The organism is Streptomyces pimonensis, from assembly GCF_041380215.1.
Classification (GTDB): domain Bacteria; phylum Actinomycetota; class Actinomycetes; order Streptomycetales; family Streptomycetaceae; genus Streptomyces; species Streptomyces pimonensis.
In genome coordinates, this window is the sequence record NZ_JAHWZY010000012.1 from 17,151 (window position 1) to 33,656 (window position 16,506).

17 protein-coding genes and 3 pseudogenes are annotated in these 16,506 nt (G+C 73.0%); 11 read left to right on the forward strand and 9 right to left on the reverse strand.

Features of this window, described 5'->3' with window-relative positions; all coding sequences use genetic code 11:
- The first annotated feature begins 171 nt into the window (after positions 1-171).
- From KYY02_RS14090 to KYY02_RS14105, 4 genes are all read left to right on the forward strand, one after another.
- Complete coding sequence (locus KYY02_RS14090; RefSeq protein WP_371238270.1) at positions 172-1,908, forward strand: MFS transporter; 1,737 nt, start codon at positions 172-174, stop codon at positions 1,906-1,908.
- 99 nt (positions 1,909-2,007) lie between these two features.
- Positions 2,008-2,658, forward strand: a complete 651-nt coding sequence (locus KYY02_RS14095; RefSeq protein WP_371238271.1) for a class I SAM-dependent methyltransferase — start codon at positions 2,008-2,010, stop codon at positions 2,656-2,658.
- 18 nt (positions 2,659-2,676) lie between these two features.
- Positions 2,677-3,630: an N-acetylmuramoyl-L-alanine amidase gene (locus tag KYY02_RS14100; RefSeq protein WP_371238272.1), complete on the forward strand. Its 954-nt coding sequence runs from the start codon at positions 2,677-2,679 to the stop codon at positions 3,628-3,630.
- Positions 3,631-3,773: 143 nt separating this feature from the next.
- A complete protein-coding gene (locus KYY02_RS14105) occupies positions 3,774-4,619 on the forward strand; it encodes a DUF5336 domain-containing protein (protein ID WP_371238273.1) in 846 nt (281 codons plus the stop codon).
- A 69-nt stretch (positions 4,620-4,688) separates the two neighbouring features.
- On the opposite strand, the gene KYY02_RS14110 is transcribed toward KYY02_RS14105, so the two are convergent.
- From KYY02_RS14110 to KYY02_RS14125, 4 genes are all read right to left on the reverse strand, one after another.
- Complete coding sequence (locus tag KYY02_RS14110) at positions 4,689-4,874, reverse strand: hypothetical protein (protein ID WP_371238274.1); 186 nt, start codon at positions 4,872-4,874, stop codon at positions 4,689-4,691.
- 162 nt (positions 4,875-5,036) lie between these two features.
- Positions 5,037-6,122, reverse strand: coding sequence for a prenyltransferase (locus KYY02_RS14115; RefSeq protein ID WP_371238275.1), 1,086 nt, complete (start codon positions 6,120-6,122; stop codon positions 5,037-5,039).
- A complete protein-coding gene (locus tag KYY02_RS14120) occupies positions 6,119-6,859 on the reverse strand; it encodes a class I SAM-dependent methyltransferase (RefSeq protein WP_371238276.1) in 741 nt (246 codons plus the stop codon). The genes KYY02_RS14115 and KYY02_RS14120 overlap by 4 nt, the downstream gene beginning before the upstream one ends.
- Complete coding sequence (locus KYY02_RS14125) at positions 6,853-8,292, reverse strand: glycosyltransferase family 4 protein (protein WP_371238277.1); 1,440 nt, start codon at positions 8,290-8,292, stop codon at positions 6,853-6,855. Before KYY02_RS14125 ends, KYY02_RS14120 begins: the two co-directional genes overlap by 7 nt.
- A gap of 206 nt (positions 8,293-8,498) precedes the next feature.
- Between KYY02_RS14125 and KYY02_RS14130 the strand changes: the two genes are divergently transcribed.
- From KYY02_RS14130 to KYY02_RS14140, 3 genes are all read left to right on the forward strand, one after another.
- Positions 8,499-9,194, forward strand: coding sequence for a TetR family transcriptional regulator (locus KYY02_RS14130; protein ID WP_371238278.1), 696 nt, complete (start codon positions 8,499-8,501; stop codon positions 9,192-9,194).
- A gap of 255 nt (positions 9,195-9,449) precedes the next feature.
- Complete coding sequence (locus tag KYY02_RS14135; protein WP_371238279.1) at positions 9,450-10,844, forward strand: glycoside hydrolase family 10 protein; 1,395 nt, start codon at positions 9,450-9,452, stop codon at positions 10,842-10,844.
- A 611-nt stretch (positions 10,845-11,455) separates the two neighbouring features.
- Positions 11,456-11,875 carry an aggregation-promoting factor C-terminal-like domain-containing protein gene (locus KYY02_RS14140; protein WP_371238280.1) on the forward strand — a complete coding sequence of 140 codons (420 nt, stop codon included), beginning with the start codon at positions 11,456-11,458 and terminating at the stop codon, positions 11,873-11,875.
- Between the two features lie 68 nt (positions 11,876-11,943).
- Here KYY02_RS14140 and KYY02_RS14145 read toward each other — a convergent pair.
- Together KYY02_RS14145 and KYY02_RS14150 are read right to left on the reverse strand one after the other, a co-directional pair.
- Positions 11,944-12,141, reverse strand: a pseudogene (locus KYY02_RS14145) (DUF4246 domain-containing protein); the annotation flags it as partial.
- Between the two features lie 279 nt (positions 12,142-12,420).
- Positions 12,421-12,669, reverse strand: a pseudogene (locus KYY02_RS14150) (glycosyltransferase 87 family protein); the annotation flags it as partial.
- Between the two features lies 1 nt (position 12,670).
- On the opposite strand from KYY02_RS14150, the pseudogene KYY02_RS14155 reads away from it, so the two are divergent.
- Together KYY02_RS14155 and KYY02_RS14160 are read left to right on the forward strand one after the other, a co-directional pair.
- Positions 12,671-12,904 (forward strand): annotated as a pseudogene (locus KYY02_RS14155) (hypothetical protein); the annotation flags it as partial.
- Positions 12,901-13,578 (forward strand): O-methyltransferase, encoded by a 678-nt coding sequence (locus tag KYY02_RS14160; RefSeq protein ID WP_371238281.1) that lies wholly within the window; start codon positions 12,901-12,903, stop codon positions 13,576-13,578. The pseudogene KYY02_RS14155 and the gene KYY02_RS14160, both read left to right, overlap by 4 nt.
- 15 nt (positions 13,579-13,593) lie before the next feature.
- Here KYY02_RS14160 and KYY02_RS14165 read toward each other — a convergent pair whose 3' ends face one another.
- Positions 13,594-13,986: a hypothetical protein gene (locus KYY02_RS14165; RefSeq protein ID WP_371238282.1), complete on the reverse strand. Its 393-nt coding sequence runs from the start codon at positions 13,984-13,986 to the stop codon at positions 13,594-13,596.
- A gap of 101 nt (positions 13,987-14,087) precedes the next feature.
- On the opposite strand from KYY02_RS14165, the gene KYY02_RS14170 reads away from it, so the two are divergent.
- A complete protein-coding gene (locus KYY02_RS14170; RefSeq protein ID WP_371238283.1) occupies positions 14,088-14,519 on the forward strand; it encodes a DnaJ family domain-containing protein in 432 nt (143 codons plus the stop codon).
- On the opposite strand, the gene KYY02_RS14175 is transcribed toward KYY02_RS14170, so the two are convergent.
- A complete protein-coding gene (locus tag KYY02_RS14175; protein ID WP_371238284.1) occupies positions 14,508-15,182 on the reverse strand; it encodes a hypothetical protein in 675 nt (224 codons plus the stop codon). The two genes, KYY02_RS14170 and KYY02_RS14175, sit on opposite strands and share 12 nt — an antisense overlap.
- Positions 15,183-15,185: 3 nt before the next feature.
- Positions 15,186-15,848, reverse strand: a complete 663-nt coding sequence (locus KYY02_RS14180) for a hypothetical protein (protein WP_371238285.1) — start codon at positions 15,846-15,848, stop codon at positions 15,186-15,188.
- 159 nt (positions 15,849-16,007) lie between these two features.
- Here KYY02_RS14180 and KYY02_RS14185 point away from each other — a divergent pair, with 159 nt between their 5' ends.
- The gene (locus tag KYY02_RS14185) at positions 16,008-16,499 is read left to right on the forward strand and encodes a GNAT family N-acetyltransferase (RefSeq protein ID WP_371238286.1); all 492 of its coding nucleotides are present in this window, start codon (positions 16,008-16,010) and stop codon (positions 16,497-16,499) included.
- The last annotated feature ends 7 nt before the right edge of the window (positions 16,500-16,506 follow it).

Here is a 16,506-nt window from a genome sequence, read left to right on the forward strand (position 1 = left end):
AAATGAAGAAAACTTCTTGATTGCCGCTTCAATCGAATGACGCCGAGGCCCGCCAACACAAAGGGACGGTCAAGAATTCGTTAGCGGCTCAAAGCATCGGAATAGTTGCCTCGGTGTACGGGGTTCGGTCTGCACGTACCTTGCACACGGCCGGCCCCGGAGGCACCCTTCATGACGCAGACGACGAGCGACCGTCCTTCCGGCAGAGCGGGCAAAGCCGTGGTCCCGGTGCTCGCCTTCGCGGGCATCGTCGTCGCGGTGATGCAGACCCTGCTGGTCCCGGTCGTCAAGGACCTGCCGCACCTGCTGGACGCCGCCCCCGCCGATGCGACCTGGGTCCTGACCTCGACCCTGCTGTCCGGCGCCGTGGCCACCCCGATCATGGGCCGCCTCGGCGACCTCTACGGCAAGCGGCGCATGCTGGTCACCAGCCTCGCGGTGATGGTGGTCGGCGCGCTGGTCAGCGCGTTCACCAGTGACCTGCTGCTGATGATCGCCGGTCGTACCCTCCAGGGCTTCGCGATGGGCGCCATCCCGCTCGGGATCGGCCTGATGCGCGACATGCTGCCCCGCGAACGGCTGGGCTCGGCGATGGCCCTGATGAGCTCCTCCATAGGCGTCGGCGGCGGCCTCGCACTGCCCGCCGCCGCGCTGGTCGCCCAGCACTCCGACTGGCACGCCCTCTACTTCGGCGCCGCCGGCCTCGGCGTCCTCGCGATCGCGCTCACCCTGACCGTCGTACCGGAATCACCGGTACGCGCGCGGGGCACCTTCGACCTGCCGGGCGCGCTGGGCCTGTCCGCCGGGCTGGTGCTGTTCCTGCTCCCCGTCTCCAAGGGCAGTGGCTGGGGCTGGACCTCCGGCACCACGCTGACCCTGTTCGCCGCGGCGGTCGTGGTCCTCCTCCTCTGGGGCCTGATGGAGCTGCGCGTTCCCGCACCCCTGGTGGACCTGCGCACCACCGCCCGCCGCGAGGTCCTGCTCACCAACCTCGCGTCGATCATGGTCGGCGTCTCCTTCTTCGTCGTCTCCCTGGTCCTCCCCCAGCTGCTCCAGCTCCCCGCCGACCACGGCCTCGGCCAGTCGATGGTCGTCGCGGGCCTGTGCGTGGCCCCGCTGGGCGTGACGATGATGTTCACGGCCCCCGTCTACGCCCGGCTGTCCGCCCGGTACGGCCCGAAGAGCACCCTCATCCTCGGCCTGCTGATCATCGCGGCCGGCTACGGCGGCGGCCTCGGCCTGATGGACGCCGCCTGGCAGACCGTCGTCACCTCGGTGGTCATCGGCGCGGGCATCGGCCTCGCCTACTCCTCCCTGCCCGCGCTGATCATCGGCGCGGTGCCGGCCTCGGAGACGGGCGCGGCGAACGGCCTCAACACCCTGATGCGGTCCATCGGCACGTCGGTGTCGAGCGCCGTCGTCGGCATGGTGCTGGCGCACACGGCGGACACCGTGGGCGGGGTGGAGATTCCGACCACGCACGGCTTCCGGATCTCCTTCCTGATCGCGACGGCGGCGGTGGCCGTCGGCCTGGTCCTGGCCCTGTTCCTGCCCTCCGGGCGTCCGTCGGAGCAGCGACCGCGGCTGCGGGCGAGCAGCGCGGAGGACGCGAACCCGGAACGTACAAAGGCGGCCCTGGGCGGCTTCCGCGGACGGGTCCTGGACACCGCCGGCGCCCCCGTCGCCCGCGCCGAGGTCACCCTGATCGACCGCCACGGCCGCCGGGCCGGCGCCACCGTCTCCGCCGACGACGGCGGCTACGCCCTCGCCGTCCCCGCCGGGGGCGCGTACGTCCTGGCCGCCCGCGCCGCCGGCCACGCCCCGCTCGACTCCCCGGTCCGCCACGAGGGCGACGGACGCCCGGTCGGCCTGGACCTGTCCCTGCCGGGCGAGACGGTCTCCGCCTGACCCCTGCCACCCGGCGGTACCCCCCGCCGGCCGGTCCGGCAGGGGGTACGGCAGCATGGGTCCGTGCACACACCTACGTCCTCGGGAGAGGCAAGCCCCATGCCGACGGCGCCCCGGCCCGGGATCCTGGCCGCCTTCGAGGCGGCGAAGGGCTTCATGCCCCTGGACGAGGGGCTGGCCCTGTACGCGGCGGCGACCGAGGCCGGCCGTCTCGGGCTGCCGCTCCTGGAGATCGGCACCTACTGCGGCCGCTCCACGATCCTGCTCGCCGACGCGGCCCGCGCGGCCGGTGTCACCGCGCTCACCGTGGACCACCACCGCGGCAGCGAGGAGCAGCAGCCCGGCTGGGAGTACCACGACCCGGAGACGGTCGATCCCGAACTGGGCCTGATGGACACCCTCCCCGCCTTCCGCCGCACCCTGCACCGGGCGGGCCTGGAGGACCACGTGGTGGCCCTGGTCGGCCGCTCCCCCCTGATCGCCGCCCTCTGGGCCTCCCCGCTCGCCCTCGTCTTCGTCGACGGCGGCCACACCGACGAGCACGCCACCGCCGACTACGAGGGCTGGGCCCCGCACGTCGCCGAGGGCGGCCTGCTCGTCATCCACGACGTCTTCCCCGACCCGGTGGACGAGTTCACCGGCCAGGCCCCGTACCGCGTCCACCTCCGGGCCCTCGCGTCCGGCGCGTTCACCGAGGTCTCGGCGACCGGCTCCCTGCGCGTGCTGCGCCGTACCGGCACGGGCGCCTGACACCGCTAGGGTGGCTGCGTGTCGTACACAGGTCCCGGTTTCGATCCGCCCCGACCCCGAAGGTCCCGGCGCGGGCCCCTGACCGTGGCACTCGCCGCGCTGGTGCCGGGCGCGCTGCTCGGGTGGGCGGTGTACGCCTCGGTGGGCGGGTCCGGGGGCGACGAGGGACCGGGGAGCGCCGCTGCTTCCGCCGCCTCCTCCTCCGCCTCGTCCCGTACGTCGTCGCCGGCGCCGTCCGTGGGTTCCGAGGACGAGAAGCCCGACGCCTCCGCCGTCGCGAGCGGCCCCCTCGTGGGCAAGGTCGTCGTCATCGACCCCGGACACAACCCGGGCAACTTCAAGCACACCACCGAGATCAACCGCCAGGTGGACATCGGGACGAACCGCAAGGAGTGCGACACCACCGGCACGTCCACCAACGACGGTTACACGGAGGCCGAGTTCACCCTCGACGTCGCCCACCGGATGCGTACGCTCCTCGAGGAGCAGGGCGCCACCGTGAAGCTGACCCAGGACGGGGACCGGCCGTTCGGCCCGTGCGTGGACGAGCGGGCCCGGATCGGCAACGAGGCGGAAGCCGACGCCGTCGTCTCGATCCACGCGGACGGCTCGGGCACCGGCAACCGCGGCTTCCACGTGATCCTCCCCGGCTCCGTGCACGCCGGCGCCGCGGACACCCGCGCCATCGTCGGGCCGTCCGGCGACCTCGGCACGCGGATCGCGGGCGACTTCGTCCGCGTCACCGGCAGCGCGCCCTCCAACTACGTCGGCGGAGGCACCGGTCTCGTCACCCGTAAGGACTTGGGCGGTCTCAATCTGTCAACGGTTCCCAAGGTGTTCATCGAGTGCGGCAACATGCGCGATAGCAAGGACGCGGCGCTGTTGACCAGTGGCGCCTGGCGGCAGAGAGCGGCGCAAGGGATCTCCGAGGGAATCGTGGGCTTCCTGCGCGGGCAGGGATCAGCGCGCTGATCCGGGCGGACAGCCCGATCCTGCGGACGATAGTGTCGTCCGTACGATGAGGGGCCGCCCCCGCGCTTCACACCGGAACCTTCGGGCGACATGGTGACAGCGACGCCTCTTCCGACGACGAGACGACCTACGAAGGACCTGAAGTGAACATCCGCTCCCTCACTCGAGGCGACGGCGTGGTGATCGGAGCAGCGGTGTTGCTGTTCATCGCGTCGTTCCTCGACCTCTACTCCGTCGACGGCGCACCCGACAGCCTCGACCTCCCCAGCCTGTGGACCAGCGGGCCGGTCGTGCTCGGAGTGGTACTGGCGGGCCTCATCGGCGCCGCGCTCGTCGTCCTCGCCCGCGGCCTGCCGCAGCCGCCGAAGGTCGCGGGGCTCGACCTCGGCCAGTTCGGTGTCGCCTTCACGGTGTTCGCCGCCTGGAGCGCCCTCGGCAACATCTTCGACGTGGCCGGCGGTGCCGACAACTTCGGAGGTTCCGGTGACGGTCCCGACGCCGGCATCGGTCTGATCCTGGCCCTCGTCGCCACGCTGGTCATGGCCGTCGCCGCCGTCGCCACCCCGCTGGTGCCCGCCCTCAAGGGCGCGCTCCTCCCGGCCGCCCCTCCCGCCGCCCCGCAGCCGTACGGCGCGCAGCCGCCCGGTGGTTACGGCTACCCGGGTGCGCAGCAGGCCTCGTTCGGCGGTCAGCCGCAGCCGGGCCGACCCGGTCAGCCGCAGCAGCCCTTCCCGGGCCAGCAGCAGGTGGGCCAGCCGCAGGCGGGTCAGCCCGCTCCGGCGCCGGCCGGGGACTTCTCGCCGTTCTGGTTCGCCGTGCCGGTGCCCCGGCCGCTGTTCCCGGAGGACGGCTCGCCCACGCCGATCGCCGAACTGACCCCCGGCACCTGGTACCTGGCGGTCGAGCAGCGCGGTCCGTCCCTCGTCGCCCAGACCCAGGACGGCCGCCGCGGCGTCCTCCAGGACACCTCGGGCATCCAGCGCGGCTGACCCGGGCCCTTCCTCGACGACGGCCTCCCGCCCACCGGGCGGGGGGCCGTCGTCGTACGGCGGGACCCGTCACCGGCCGACGCGGACGACGCCGTGCGCGCCGCGCTCCGCCTCGGTCGTCACATGGGTGAGGTGCCCCCGACGCGGCCGCGCGGCACGGGAGCGGGGCCGCTCCCGCACGCGGTCGCGGAGGAGGACGCCCTCCACGCCGCCGCCCGCGACCTGCCCGAGGCCCGGCTCCTCGTTCGACGGCATGCTCGCCGAGCACCGCAGGCTCACCGCCCCGGCCGACGCACTGCGCGAGGTCGGCCCCGCCGTGCGGACGACGGCCGTTCGAGGAGGCCTGGGCCCGCGTGGTCGCCGGCTACGGACCCGCCGCCGCCCGCCTGTCCATCGGCCACGCCATCGCCGGCCGGATCAAGCGGGCGTGCAGCAGTCCGGAGCCAGTCCCGTGGGCAGGCGGTCGCCGCCGAAGACCGCGCAGGTGGCCTCGTGGCCGCCGAGGGCGGCGACCGCCAGCAGCAGGGAGCCGGCGGTCCAGGTGGTCAGCTCGCGCGGCCAGACCGCGTCGTCGTCGAAGACGTAACCCGTCCAGTACAGGCCGGTCTCCGGATCGCGCAGGTGCCGGATCGACTGGAGCACCTCCAGCGCGCGGTCGGACTCGCCCATCGCCCAGAGAGCCAGCGCGAGTTCGGCCGACTCGCCGCCGGTCACCCACGGGTTGGGCACCACGCAGCGCACCCCGAGTCCGGGAACGACGAAACGCTCCCAGCCCTCCTCGATGCGGGCCTTGGCCTCCGCGCCGGTGAGCGCGCCGCCGAGCACCGGGTAGTACCAGTCCATGGAGTAGCGGTCCTTGTCCAGGAACCGCTCCGGGTGGTGCCGGATCGCGTGCCGCAGCGCGCCCGCCGCCAACTCCCAGCCCGGCTGCGGCTCCTCGCGCTGCTCGGCGATGGCGAGCGCGCAGCGCAGCGCGTGGTGGACGGAGGAGGAGCCGGTGAGCAGCGCGTCCGCGGTGGGCGTGCCGTCGTCGTCGCGCCGCCAGCCGATCTGCCCGCCGGGCTGCTGCAGCCGCAGCACGAACTCCACCGCCGCGTACACCACCGGCCACATGCGGTCCAGGAACGTGTCGTCGCCCGTGGCGAGGTGGTGGTGCCACACCCCGACCGCGACATAGGCGACGAAGTTGGTCTCCCGGCCCCGGTCGGTGACGTCGAGCGGGTCGCCGTCGGCGTAGGCCGCGTACCAGGAGCCGTCCGCCAACTGGTGCCGGGCCAGCCACAGGTAGGCCCGTTCGGCGGCGGCGTGTTCGCCTGCCGCGTCCAGGGCCATCGCGGCCTCCACGTGGTCCCACGGGTCGAGGTGGTGGCCCCGGAACCAGGGGATCGCCCCGTCCTCCCGTTGCACGGCGAGGATGCCGGCGACGGTCGCGGCGGCCTGACCGGCCGTGAGCACCCCGGGCAGGACGAGGTGTTCCGTCCGAGGAGTCCGGGGGGTCGTCACGTGGCGTCCGCCTCGGCGCGCGGCAGGTGCGGCTTGGTCGCGTACGCCACGAAACTCTTGCCGATCAGCGGGTTCAGCGCCTGCTCGGCGACCCGGGTGGCCAGCGGCTTCTTCATGATGTCCCAGACCAGCAGCTTGTGGTAGGCCCGCACCGGCAGCGCCTTGTCGTTGTCCACGCCGAACGCGCACTTCAGCCACCAGTACGGTGAGTGCAGCGCGTGCGCGTGGTGGGTGCCGTACGGCTTGAGGCCGGCCCCGCGGATCTTGGCGAGGAGCTCCTCCGCCTTGTAGATGCGGATGTGGCCGCCCTCGACCTCGTGATAGGCGTCGGACAGGGTCCAGCACACCTTCTCGGGGCCGTAGCGCGGGACGGTGACCGCGATCCGGCCGCCGGGCTTGAGCACGCGCACCATTTCGGCGAGGACGCCCTTGTCGTCCGGGATGTGCTCCATCACCTCGGAGACGATGACGACGTCGAAGGACTCGTCGGGGAAGGGCAGGGCGAGGGCGTCGCCCTCCATGGCGGTGGCGGTGGCCCCGGCGGGCGCCTCCCCGGCCTCCTTCATCGCCGCGAACCACTTGGCGACCTCGCGGATCTCCTCGCCGTTCCGGTCCAGCGCCACGACCCGGGCGCCGCGCCGGTAGCACTCGAAGGCGTGCCGGCCGGCCCCGCAGCCGAGGTCCAGGACGCGGTCGCCCGGGGCGAGCGGGAACCGGGAGAAGTCGACGGTCAGCACGTGGCCCTGCTTTCGCGGTCGGAGGTGTCGGCTGTGATCACGGGTACGGCGCCCGGGTCCGGGAGGACGGCTGCGGCGGTCGGGGCCGGGCGGCTCGGAGCCGGTTCCTCCGCGCGGGCGGCGCCCGCGCGGGCCATCGCCTCGCGGTAGCGGGCCACCGTGCCCTGGGCCGCACGCGCCCAGGTGAAGTTCCGCAGCACCCGTTCCCGGCCGGCCGCCCCGAGCCGGGCGCGCAGCTCCGGGTCCCCGAGCAGCCGGGTCAGCGCGGCGGCCAGCGCCCCCGCGTCGCCGGGCGGTACGGCGAGACACGTCTCCCCGTCGCGGCCGGCCACCTCGGGAATCGCCCCGCCGGTCGTGGCGACCAGCGGGGTGCCCGTGGCCATGGCCTCGGCGGCCGGCAGCGAGAACCCCTCGTACAGCGACGGCACGCACGCGACCTGCGCCGACCGCACCAGGTCGACCAGTTCGGCGTCCGAGATGCCCTTGACGAACTCGACGGCGCCCTCGAGACCGTACCGCTCCACGGCCTGCGCGACGGGCCCCTCCACGGGCCGCTTGCCGACCACGACGAGATGGGCGTCGGGCCGGTCCGCCCGCACCTTGGCCAGCGCCTCGACGAGGAAGACCAGCCCCTTCAGCGGCACGTCCGCGCTGGACGTGGTCACGATGCGCCCCGGCACGACCGGCACCGACGGGTCGGGCGCGAACAGGTCGGTGTCGGCGCCGATGTGGACCACGTGGATGCGGTCCTGCCGCACGCCGAGATCGTCGACGATCTCCTGACGGGAACTGCCGGAGACGGTGAGCACGGACGGCAGGCGGCGCGCCACCCGCTTCTGCATCCGGGTGAAGGCGTACCAGCGGCGCACCGAGTACCGCCGCCGCCAGTTCCTGGCGGCCTCCAGTTCCAGTCGGCGGTCGACGGTGATGGGGTGGTGGATGGTGGTCACCAGGGGGGCGCCGAGGTCGCCGAGCAGGCCGTAGCCGAGGGTCTGGTTGTCGTGGACGACGTCGAAGTCGCCGCGGCGGGCGCGCAGGTGGCGGCGGGCGCGCAGGGAGAACGTCAGCGGCTCGGGGAAGCCACCGGTCCACATGGTGCCGACCTCGAGCGCGTCGACCCAGTCCCGGTACTCGTCGCGCTTCGGGGTGCGGAAGGGGTCCGGCTGGCGGTAGAGGTCGAGGCTGGGCAGTTCGGTGAGGGTCGGTCCGGCGTGGGCCCCGTCGAGGACGTCGAGCACGGGGTAGGGCTGGGCTCCGATGACCTCGACGCGGTGTCCGAGACGGGCGAGTTCGCGGGAGAGGTGGCGTACGTAGACGCCCTGCCCGCCGCAGAACGGGTTTCCCTTGTAGGTGAGGAGTGCGATGCGGAGCGGTCGCAAGCCGTCGGATGCGGGCTCCTGCGAGGGCCCGGCCTGACTGGCCTCAGCGGTCACTCTGGGCCCCCTTCTCCCTGCACTGTCCCGCGACATTACGTCGGAACGCTCACCTAGAACAAGTTTCAGAGTTGATCGTCCGGAGGATCCGAATCTACCGGCAGGTAGGAGTACCGGCAGCAGTGGATCAGGTGATTCACGCCACGGCGGACGGCATGCCATGCTGTCTGATCATCCACCCTCACCGACTGTCACGGACGGGACCCATGCCTACGGAAGCCAACAGGGACGAGGAGGCCAGGGCAGCCACGCCGGACAGGGCGGGCGGGGCGGCGACGACGGGAGCCGGCACCGCTCCGCCCGCCCCGGCCTCACCGCTCACCGAGCGCCAGGAGGCACGCCGGCGCCGCATCCTGCGGGCGTGCGCGCGACTGGCCGGCCGGGGCGGCTTCGACGCGGTGCAGATGCGTGAGGTCGCGGAGTCCTCGCAGGTGGCGCTCGGCACGCTGTACCGCTACTTCCCGTCCAAGATCCATCTCCTGGTCGCCACCATGCAGGACCAACTGGAGACCCTGCACGGCACGCTGCGGAAGGAGCCGCCGGCCGGCGAGAGTCCGGCCGAGCGGGTCGCGGAGACCCTGATGCGGGCCTTCCGCGCGCTCCAGCGGGAGCCGCACCTGGCCGACGCGATGGTGCGCGCCCTGACCTTCGCGGACCGCAGCGTGAGCCCCGAGGTCGACCAGGTCTCCCGGCAGACCACGGCGATCATCCTGGACGCCATGGAGCTCGCCGACCCCACGCCCGGACAGCTCTCGGCCGTCCGGGTCATCGAGCACACCTGGCACTCGGCCCTGATCGCCTGGCTCTCGGGCCGCGCCTCCATCTCCCAGGTCAGGATCGACATGGAGACGGTGTGCCGCCTGATGGACCTGACGGCCCCGAGGAGCGCCGACGACGCCTGACCACCCTTGCACGGTCACCGACAACCACCGCCGAAACTTTCGGATCCCTTCCGGGAACACCGGTGGCGATCTTCCCTCGACAGCCCTTTCCGCACCGACGACTCCTCTCGTGCGCGAATGATTGACCGCCCCAGCGTGGACCCGTATCGTCACCGCAGAAATTCGGAGCCGAGTCCGAAACTTTCGCCCGACCGTACGGCAGCAATCCCACCCATCCGCGGCACGCGACCCCACCGGAGAAGGGATGACATGCGCATGATTATAAAGCGAACGGAGGCGAGAGCCGGAGGCGTCGGCCCCGCACGCGGCCGGCTGCGCGCCGTCCTCGGCGCCACCACCACCGCCCTGCTCACCGTCACCGCGCTCGCCGCACTCCCCCAGCCCCCCGCCCACGCCGCCGACACCCTGGGCGCGGCGGCGGCGGAGAAGGGCCGCTACTTCGGTGCCGCCGTCGCCGCGAACCACCTCGGCGAGGCGCAGTACGCGGCCACGCTCGACCGCGAGTTCAACTCGGTGACGCCCGAGAACGAGATGAAGTGGGACGCCGTCGAGCCGAGCCGCGGCTCCTTCGGCTTCGACCGCGCCGACCGGATCGTGGACCACGCCCGGAGCAAGGGCATGGACGTCCGCGGCCACACCCTGGTCTGGCACTCCCAGCTTCCGGGCTGGGTCTCCGGACTCGGCGCGAGCGACCTCCGGTCGGCGATGAACAACCACATCACCCAGGTCATGACCCACTACAAGGGCGAGATCCACTCCTGGGACGTGGTCAACGAGGCGTTCCAGGACGGGAACAGCGGCGCCCGGCGCAGCTCGCCCTTCCAGGACAAGCTCGGCGACGGCTTCATCGAGGAGGCCTTCCGCACCGCCCGCGCGGCCGACCCGGCCGCCAGGCTCTGCTACAACGACTACAACACCGACGGCGTCAACGCGAAGAGCAACGCCGTCTACAGCATGGTCAGGGACTTCAAGTCCCGCGGCGTGCCGATCGACTGCGTCGGCTTCCAGTCCCACTTCAACCCCAACTCCCCCGTCCCCTCCGACTACCGGGCCAACCTCCAGCGCTTCGCCGACCTCGGGGTCGACGTGCAGATCACCGAGCTGGACATCGAGGGCTCCGGCCAGGCCCAGGCCACCGACTACGGCAACGTCGTACGGGCCTGCCTCGCGGTGACGCGCTGCACCGGCATCACGGTGTGGGGCATCCCGGACAAGTACTCGTGGCGGTCGAGCGGCACGCCGCTGCTGTTCGACGACGACTACAACAGGAAGCCCGCGTACGACGCCGTACTGAGCGCTCTCGGCGGCACCCCCGGCGGCGGCCCGGGCGGCCCCGGCGACCCGGACGCGGCCTGCACCGCCACCTACACCACGGCGGAGCGGTGGAGCGGCGGCTACAACGGCAAGGTGACGATCACCGCGGGCAGGTCGCCGATCACCGCCTGGAGCGTGAACGTCACCCCGGCCGCCCCGCAGAAGGTCGTCTCCGTCTGGAACGGCTCACCCACCTGGGACGGCAGCGGCACCGTCATGACGGTACGGTCCAGCTGGAACGGCTCCCTCGCGGCCGGGGCCTCGACCAGCTTCGGCTTCACCGTGAACGGCGGCACCGCACCCCCGCCGCAGGTCGGCGCCTGCACGGCGTCCTGACCCGCCCCGCCCGCACCACCGCACCCCGCACCGGGGTGCGGTGGTGCGGTGCGCGTTCCGCGCGACCTCACTCACCGCAGCCGCCCCGTCCCCTTCCGTCGGCGGCGGCCGTCCTGACCGGCCCGCTCCCCGCCGGCCTGGGCCGCTTCGCGGCCTCCCGCCCGGCGGCGCCCCCCGGCCGGGCCCCGGGCCGCGCCCTGATCAAGGTCGCCTGACCCTCACCGCGGGCCCTCCCTCCTCAAGGCCCTCCGCCGAGCCACCCGCAGGGCGGCTTTCGAGACCCCGGTCACGTTCGAGGACGCCCCTGGGCGACCCCCCGCTCACACCCCGCGACCGGGACGGTGAACCACCCCACATGACCCGCCTCACATACGAACCGGCGCCGTAGCGGTGCGCCGGGGGCACACAGGGCACCGCCCTCTCCTCGGACCACTCCCTCCGACCTCCGGTAGTAATAAGGACCTTTGCGGACAATTCCGGAATTTGTTTCTGTGGAGCGGTCGCCAGGCGCCGACGTGCCCCACGGGTCACGGCGCCGACGCGTGCCCCGCCGCCCACGGCGTCCGGCACCGCGTGACGCGACCTCCCTGCTTCCGACCGAAAGGCCGCCCGTGTCCGCCGCTTCCCTCCTGCGCACCGTCGCCACCCCGAAGAAGGCCTTCGCCGGCACCGCCCTGGCCGTCGCCACCTGCGGCACCCTGATCGCCGCCGCGCCCGCCCAGGCCGCGACCACGGCGAGCGCCTCCTCCGCCCAGGTGACCGCGAAGAAGATGATCGGCGACCCGGCCGAGTTCCAGTGCTTCTCGAACATCGTCCAGCACGAGAGCAGCTGGAACCACACCGCCACCAACGCCTCCAGCGGCGCCTACGGCCTGGTGCAGGCCCTGCCCGCCTCCAAGATGGCCTCGGCCGGCGCCGACTGGAGGACCAACCCCGCCACCCAGATCGAGTGGGGACTGGACTACATGAAGGACCGCTACGGCAGCGCCTGCGACGCCTGGTCCTTCTGGCAGACCCACCACTGGTACTGACGGCCCCACCCCCATACCGAAGGCGGCGGCCCCACGATCCCCGGGGCCGCCGCCTTCGCCCTCCGTCCTCAGTGCTCGCAGAGGGAGAACTCCCGTTCATAGAGCTGCTCGTTGTGTTCGTCGACGAAGAACTTGCGTTCCCGCATGAGTTGTTCGCGGTAGTCCTTGGCCTGTTCGAGCGTCATGGTCGTGGTGTCCGACCACGGTCGCTGCGGTGGCACATCGGATGTCGAGGCGATCCTTTCCGACGGGTCGACCAGGAAGAAGTGGAACGGAACGTGTGGAAGGGCAGCGGGAAAGCGGGCGAGCCGGTCAATTCTCCTGGTCCTCACAGTCGGTGCGTGGTGGCGGGAACGATACGTCAGCGGACCGACACCGCAGCCGTGACCGCGTGAGGTACGGCCCCCGCCCCTCCGGGGCCGAGGAGCACGAGAGCCCCCGCCCGTCCCCGCTCCCGGTCTCGTCCCGTCAGGCCGGAGTACGGTCCGCCACCGGCGCCGACGGCTCGCCGCCGGGCCCGGCGGCAGCCACGGCCGTACGCAGGCGTGGGAGTCGTGCGGCATCGCGACCCGGGCGAGCACGGTGGCCGCGGCGAAGGTGGCGCCCGTGGCGGCGGCGGTCCGGCGGCGGCCGGCGAACCACAGCAGCGGCGCGAAGAGGAGGAGGGCGGGCTGGAGGGCGGCGGCGACGCCGATCAGTACGCCGCCGACGCGCCGGCCGCGGGCGGCGAAGCAGCCCGGCAGGACGAGCAGGACCGGGATGATGCTGGTCTGGCCGAGCCAGAGGGTGCTGCGCGGCGACATGACGATGCCTGCCTACTGCATGAGGGCGGCGGCCGTGACCGGCGGTTTCGCGGTGTGGCACATGGCCGAGTCGGCGGGCCGCCCGCTGCCGGGTTCGGCGCCGTCACCGGAGGCCGGGACGGAACACACCGGGAGAACGCCTGACGGGGAGAGGGGCGCGGCGTATCTTCGTCAGCGGCACTGGTCGGACGGACTGACCGATCGTACGGAAGGTACAGGTGCATGAGCGAGTCGCAGCTCTGGCACGAGGTGGACGACTACTTCACCGGCCGCCTCCTGCCCGACGCCCCCGACGACGCCCTGGCGGCCGCCCTGCGCGACAGCGACGCCGCCGGCCTCCCGCCGATCGCCGTCTCGCCCCTGCAGGGCAAGCTGCTCCAGCTCCTCGCCCAGATGCAGGGGGCCCGGCACATCCTGGAGATCGGCACGCTCGGCGGTTACAGCACCATCTGGCTGGGCCGCGCCCTCCCCGCCGACGGACGGCTGGTCTCCCTGGAGCACGACCCCTGGCACGCCGAGGTCGCCGTCCGCAACATCGCCCGCGCGGGACTCGACAAGCAGGTCGAGGTGCGCGTGGGCGCGGCCCTGGAGTCGCTGCCCCGGCTGGCCGACGAGGACCCGCCGCCGTTCGACGTGGTCTTCATCGACGCCGACAAGGTGAACAACCCGCACTACCTGGAGTGGGCGCTCAGGCTGACCAGCACGGGCAGCCTGATCATCCTCGACAACGTGGTGCGCGGCGGCCGGGTGGCCGACCCGGACAACACCGACCCGGACGTGCTGGGCACCCGCGCCGCCCTCGACCTGATCGGCGGCCATCCCCGGCTGAGCAGTACGGCGCTCCAGACGGTCGGCGCCAAGGACTACGACGGCTTCGCGCTGGCCCGGGTGCTCGCGTGACGCGGGCCGCGCGTCTCACACCTCGTGGTAGAAGCCCACGTTGACGCTGCGCGGGGTGGTGCGGTCCTGGACGACGACCTCGCCGCTGCCGCCCCGGGGCAGCGCCGCGGTGCCGCCGTAGGTGACCGGGCGGGCGTGCTCGCCGACGGTGAGCCGGACCTCGGAGGACGGATCGGGCAGGGAGCCGCGCAGCCAGGTCAGCTGCCAGGTCCCGTCCGGCGCGCACCGGAACTCCAGGTGGACACGCGAGACGAACAGCCAGTCGGCCGGCGTCGAGAGCCGGCACAGGGACTTGTCCCGGCCCACCCGCAGCACGGTACCCGGCTCGCTGGGCGCGTCGGCCATGAGCATGCCGACCGTGGCGCCCGCTTCCGCCGCGGACACCGCGGCCATGGTGAGTTCGAGCACGTGGGCTCCCCCCGAGACGTCCCTGCGGACCGGAGAGGCCCGGCCCCGTTGCCGCCGAATGATAAAACGCCCGGCTGCACGGTGTCCGGCACAATGGCCTCATGACCGAGCGAAAGCCACCTGGCGTCGACTTCGAGTCCTGGGTCGACAAGCAGATCAGAGACGCTGAGGCGCGCGGCGAGTTCGAGCAGTTGGCGGGGGTGGGCAAACCGCTCCCCCACGAGGTCGAGACCACCTACGACGAACTGTGGTGGGTCAAGCGGAAGATGGCCCGCGAGGGCTTCTCGGTGCTGCCGCCGACGCTAGCCCTGCGCAAGGAGGCCGAGGACGCGCTGGAGGCGGCCCTCACGGCGCCCTCGGAGCGGATCGTGCGGAAGATCATCACGGAGATCAACGCGAGGATCAGCGACATGATGTTCAAGCCGCCGCCCGGCCCCCCGCTGGGCAAGAAGCCGTACGACGTCGAGGACGTCGTACGGCAGTGGCGGGAGCGCCGGGCGGCGGCCGACGGGCCGGACGGCTCAGACGTGTAGCAGCCGTTCCGCCAGTTCGCGGTAGTCCCGCAGGGCGAGCCGCAGTTGTTCGGTGTCGGTCGCCGCCGCGGTCCTGCCCTCGTCGGCTCCGCCGGCCTGCCAGGACCGCCGCAGGGTGCGGCACCGCTCGGTCACCGCCTCCGTGAAGCGCTCGGTGAGCTCCTGCAGTGCGCGGTCGGCCTCCTGCACGGCGTCCCGCGGGGTGTCGACGAACCCGGCCACGGCGTGCTGCAACTGCGCCGTGAACTTGTCGGTGTCGTCGAGCCGGAGGAGGCGGGCGCCGGAGGACCGCTCACCGTCGTGGTGGGTGCCGGTACCCACGGACATCCGCTCACCGTCGTGGTGCGCACCGGTACCCACGGACGTCCGGCCGCCGTCACGGTGTTCACCGGTACCCACGGACGTCCGTTCACCGTCGTGGTGCGCACCGGTACCCACGGGGGCGGTGTCGCCGGGCTGCGGGTGCGCGACGCCCAGCGGACTCTTGCCGTCGGCGGCCGGGGCGGTGCGGCCGGCTTCCTCACGGGTGCCGAAGACCCGGGTGTCCGGGTCTGTGGCGTCGCTCCGGACGCCGGGGTCCGTGGCGTCGCTCCGGACGCCGGAGGTGGTGCGGTGCCCCTCGACGGGCGGAACGTCGCCGGGGCGTCGGGTCGCGTCGGTCATCGCTCAGCTCTCCTTCGCCTGGTGCCGGTGGAACAGCGACGGCGTGTGCCGGCCGCGGTCGGCGGCCGGGGACGTACCGCCGGCTTCCGCGCCGGTGCGGTGGTGTCCGGCCTCGTGCCGGGACGGCCGCACCAGTTCCTCGAACAACGCGCGGGCCTCGACCAGGGCCTCGCGCATCTCCTCGGTGCCCGCGCCACCGTCGTGCGCGTCGGCCTGCGCCACCCGGTGCACGCGCCGGTAGCCCTCGACGTGGTGGGCGTGGTGCACGGACAGCGCGGCGAGCTGGTCCTCGTAGCGCCCGTCGGCGGGGAAGCCCCGCGCGGCGGCGAGCTCGGCGATCAGCCGGTCCGCCTCGGCGATCGCGTCCCGCGGCGCGTCCACGAACCGCTCCTGGACCGCCGTCCAGCGCGCCTCGTACCTCTCCCGCTCGACGGGCTCCAACGACCGTACGCGCAGGTCGCCGTGGCGCTGTACGCGCTCGGCGAGCTCCCGCTCGGCCGCCTTGGTGTCCCCGTCGTGCCGGGCGACGGCACGGTCGTACTCGGGTCCGAAGCGCCGCTTCAGACCGGTGCCGTTCCGCGGACCGCGGGCGCGCGACATCAGTACGGCCGCGACGACGGCGACCGCGACAATCACGATCAACGCAATGATCAGGCCAGTGGACATGAATGCCTTCCGGGTTCTCGGCCCAACCGGCACTCCTCGCGAGCCGGTTCGTCCTCCGGGTTGCCCGAAGGCCCGCGCACAAACGGTTCGGGACCGTCACGGTCCGCCACCGCCCGGCCGCTTGCGCGCCCACCGGGAGGCCCACCGAGAACGGCGGGCATGGTCTGGACCGTAGCCCCGGAACCGTACGACTCCCCCGTCGCCGCCGCGCTGTGGCGGGCGTACTACACGGAGGTCAGCGACCGCTGGTACCTGCGGCACGAGGGGCGGCGGACCGATCCCGAGGAGCTGGAGCGGGAGATCGCCGCCGTGTCGGGGGCCGATCTCGCGCCGCCGGAGGGCCTGCTGCCGGTCGCGCGGTACGCGGGTGAGCCGGCCGGCAGCGCGGGCGTCCGGCTGCCGGCCGGCGCGCCCGCCGAACTGACCCGGGTGTTCCTGTACGAGGGTGTGCGCGGCAGGGGCGGTGCGGCGCTGCCGGTACGGACCGCCGAGGACGCGGCCCGCGCCTCGGGCGCCACCCGGATGGTCCTGGACACGCGCGGGGACCTCGTCGAGGCCCGGGCGCTGTACGCCCGGCTCGGCTACGCGGAGACCCGACCGCACAACGCCGGCCCGTACGCCGAGCACTGGTTCGCCAAGGAGCTGGGCTGAGGGACGC

Coding starts and splice junctions, on each gene's coding strand:
- KYY02_RS14090 (WP_371238270.1), top strand. CDS start 172: ATGACGCAGACGACGAGCGACCGTCCTTCCGGCAGAGCGGGCAAAGCC.
- KYY02_RS14095 (WP_371238271.1), top strand. CDS start 2,008: ATGCCGACGGCGCCCCGGCCCGGGATCCTGGCCGCCTTCGAGGCGGCG.
- KYY02_RS14110 (WP_371238274.1), bottom strand. CDS start 4,874: ATGCCGTCGAACGAGGAGCCGGGCCTCGGGCAGGTCGCGGGCGGCGGC.
- KYY02_RS14130 (WP_371238278.1), top strand. CDS start 8,499: ATGCCTACGGAAGCCAACAGGGACGAGGAGGCCAGGGCAGCCACGCCG.
- KYY02_RS14135 (WP_371238279.1), top strand. CDS start 9,450: ATGATTATAAAGCGAACGGAGGCGAGAGCCGGAGGCGTCGGCCCCGCA.
- KYY02_RS14160 (WP_371238281.1), top strand. CDS start 12,901: ATGAGCGAGTCGCAGCTCTGGCACGAGGTGGACGACTACTTCACCGGC.
- KYY02_RS14170 (WP_371238283.1), top strand. CDS start 14,088: ATGACCGAGCGAAAGCCACCTGGCGTCGACTTCGAGTCCTGGGTCGAC.
- KYY02_RS14175 (WP_371238284.1), bottom strand. CDS start 15,182: ATGACCGACGCGACCCGACGCCCCGGCGACGTTCCGCCCGTCGAGGGG.
- KYY02_RS14180 (WP_371238285.1), bottom strand. CDS start 15,848: ATGTCCACTGGCCTGATCATTGCGTTGATCGTGATTGTCGCGGTCGCC.
- KYY02_RS14185 (WP_371238286.1), top strand. CDS start 16,008: ATGGTCTGGACCGTAGCCCCGGAACCGTACGACTCCCCCGTCGCCGCC.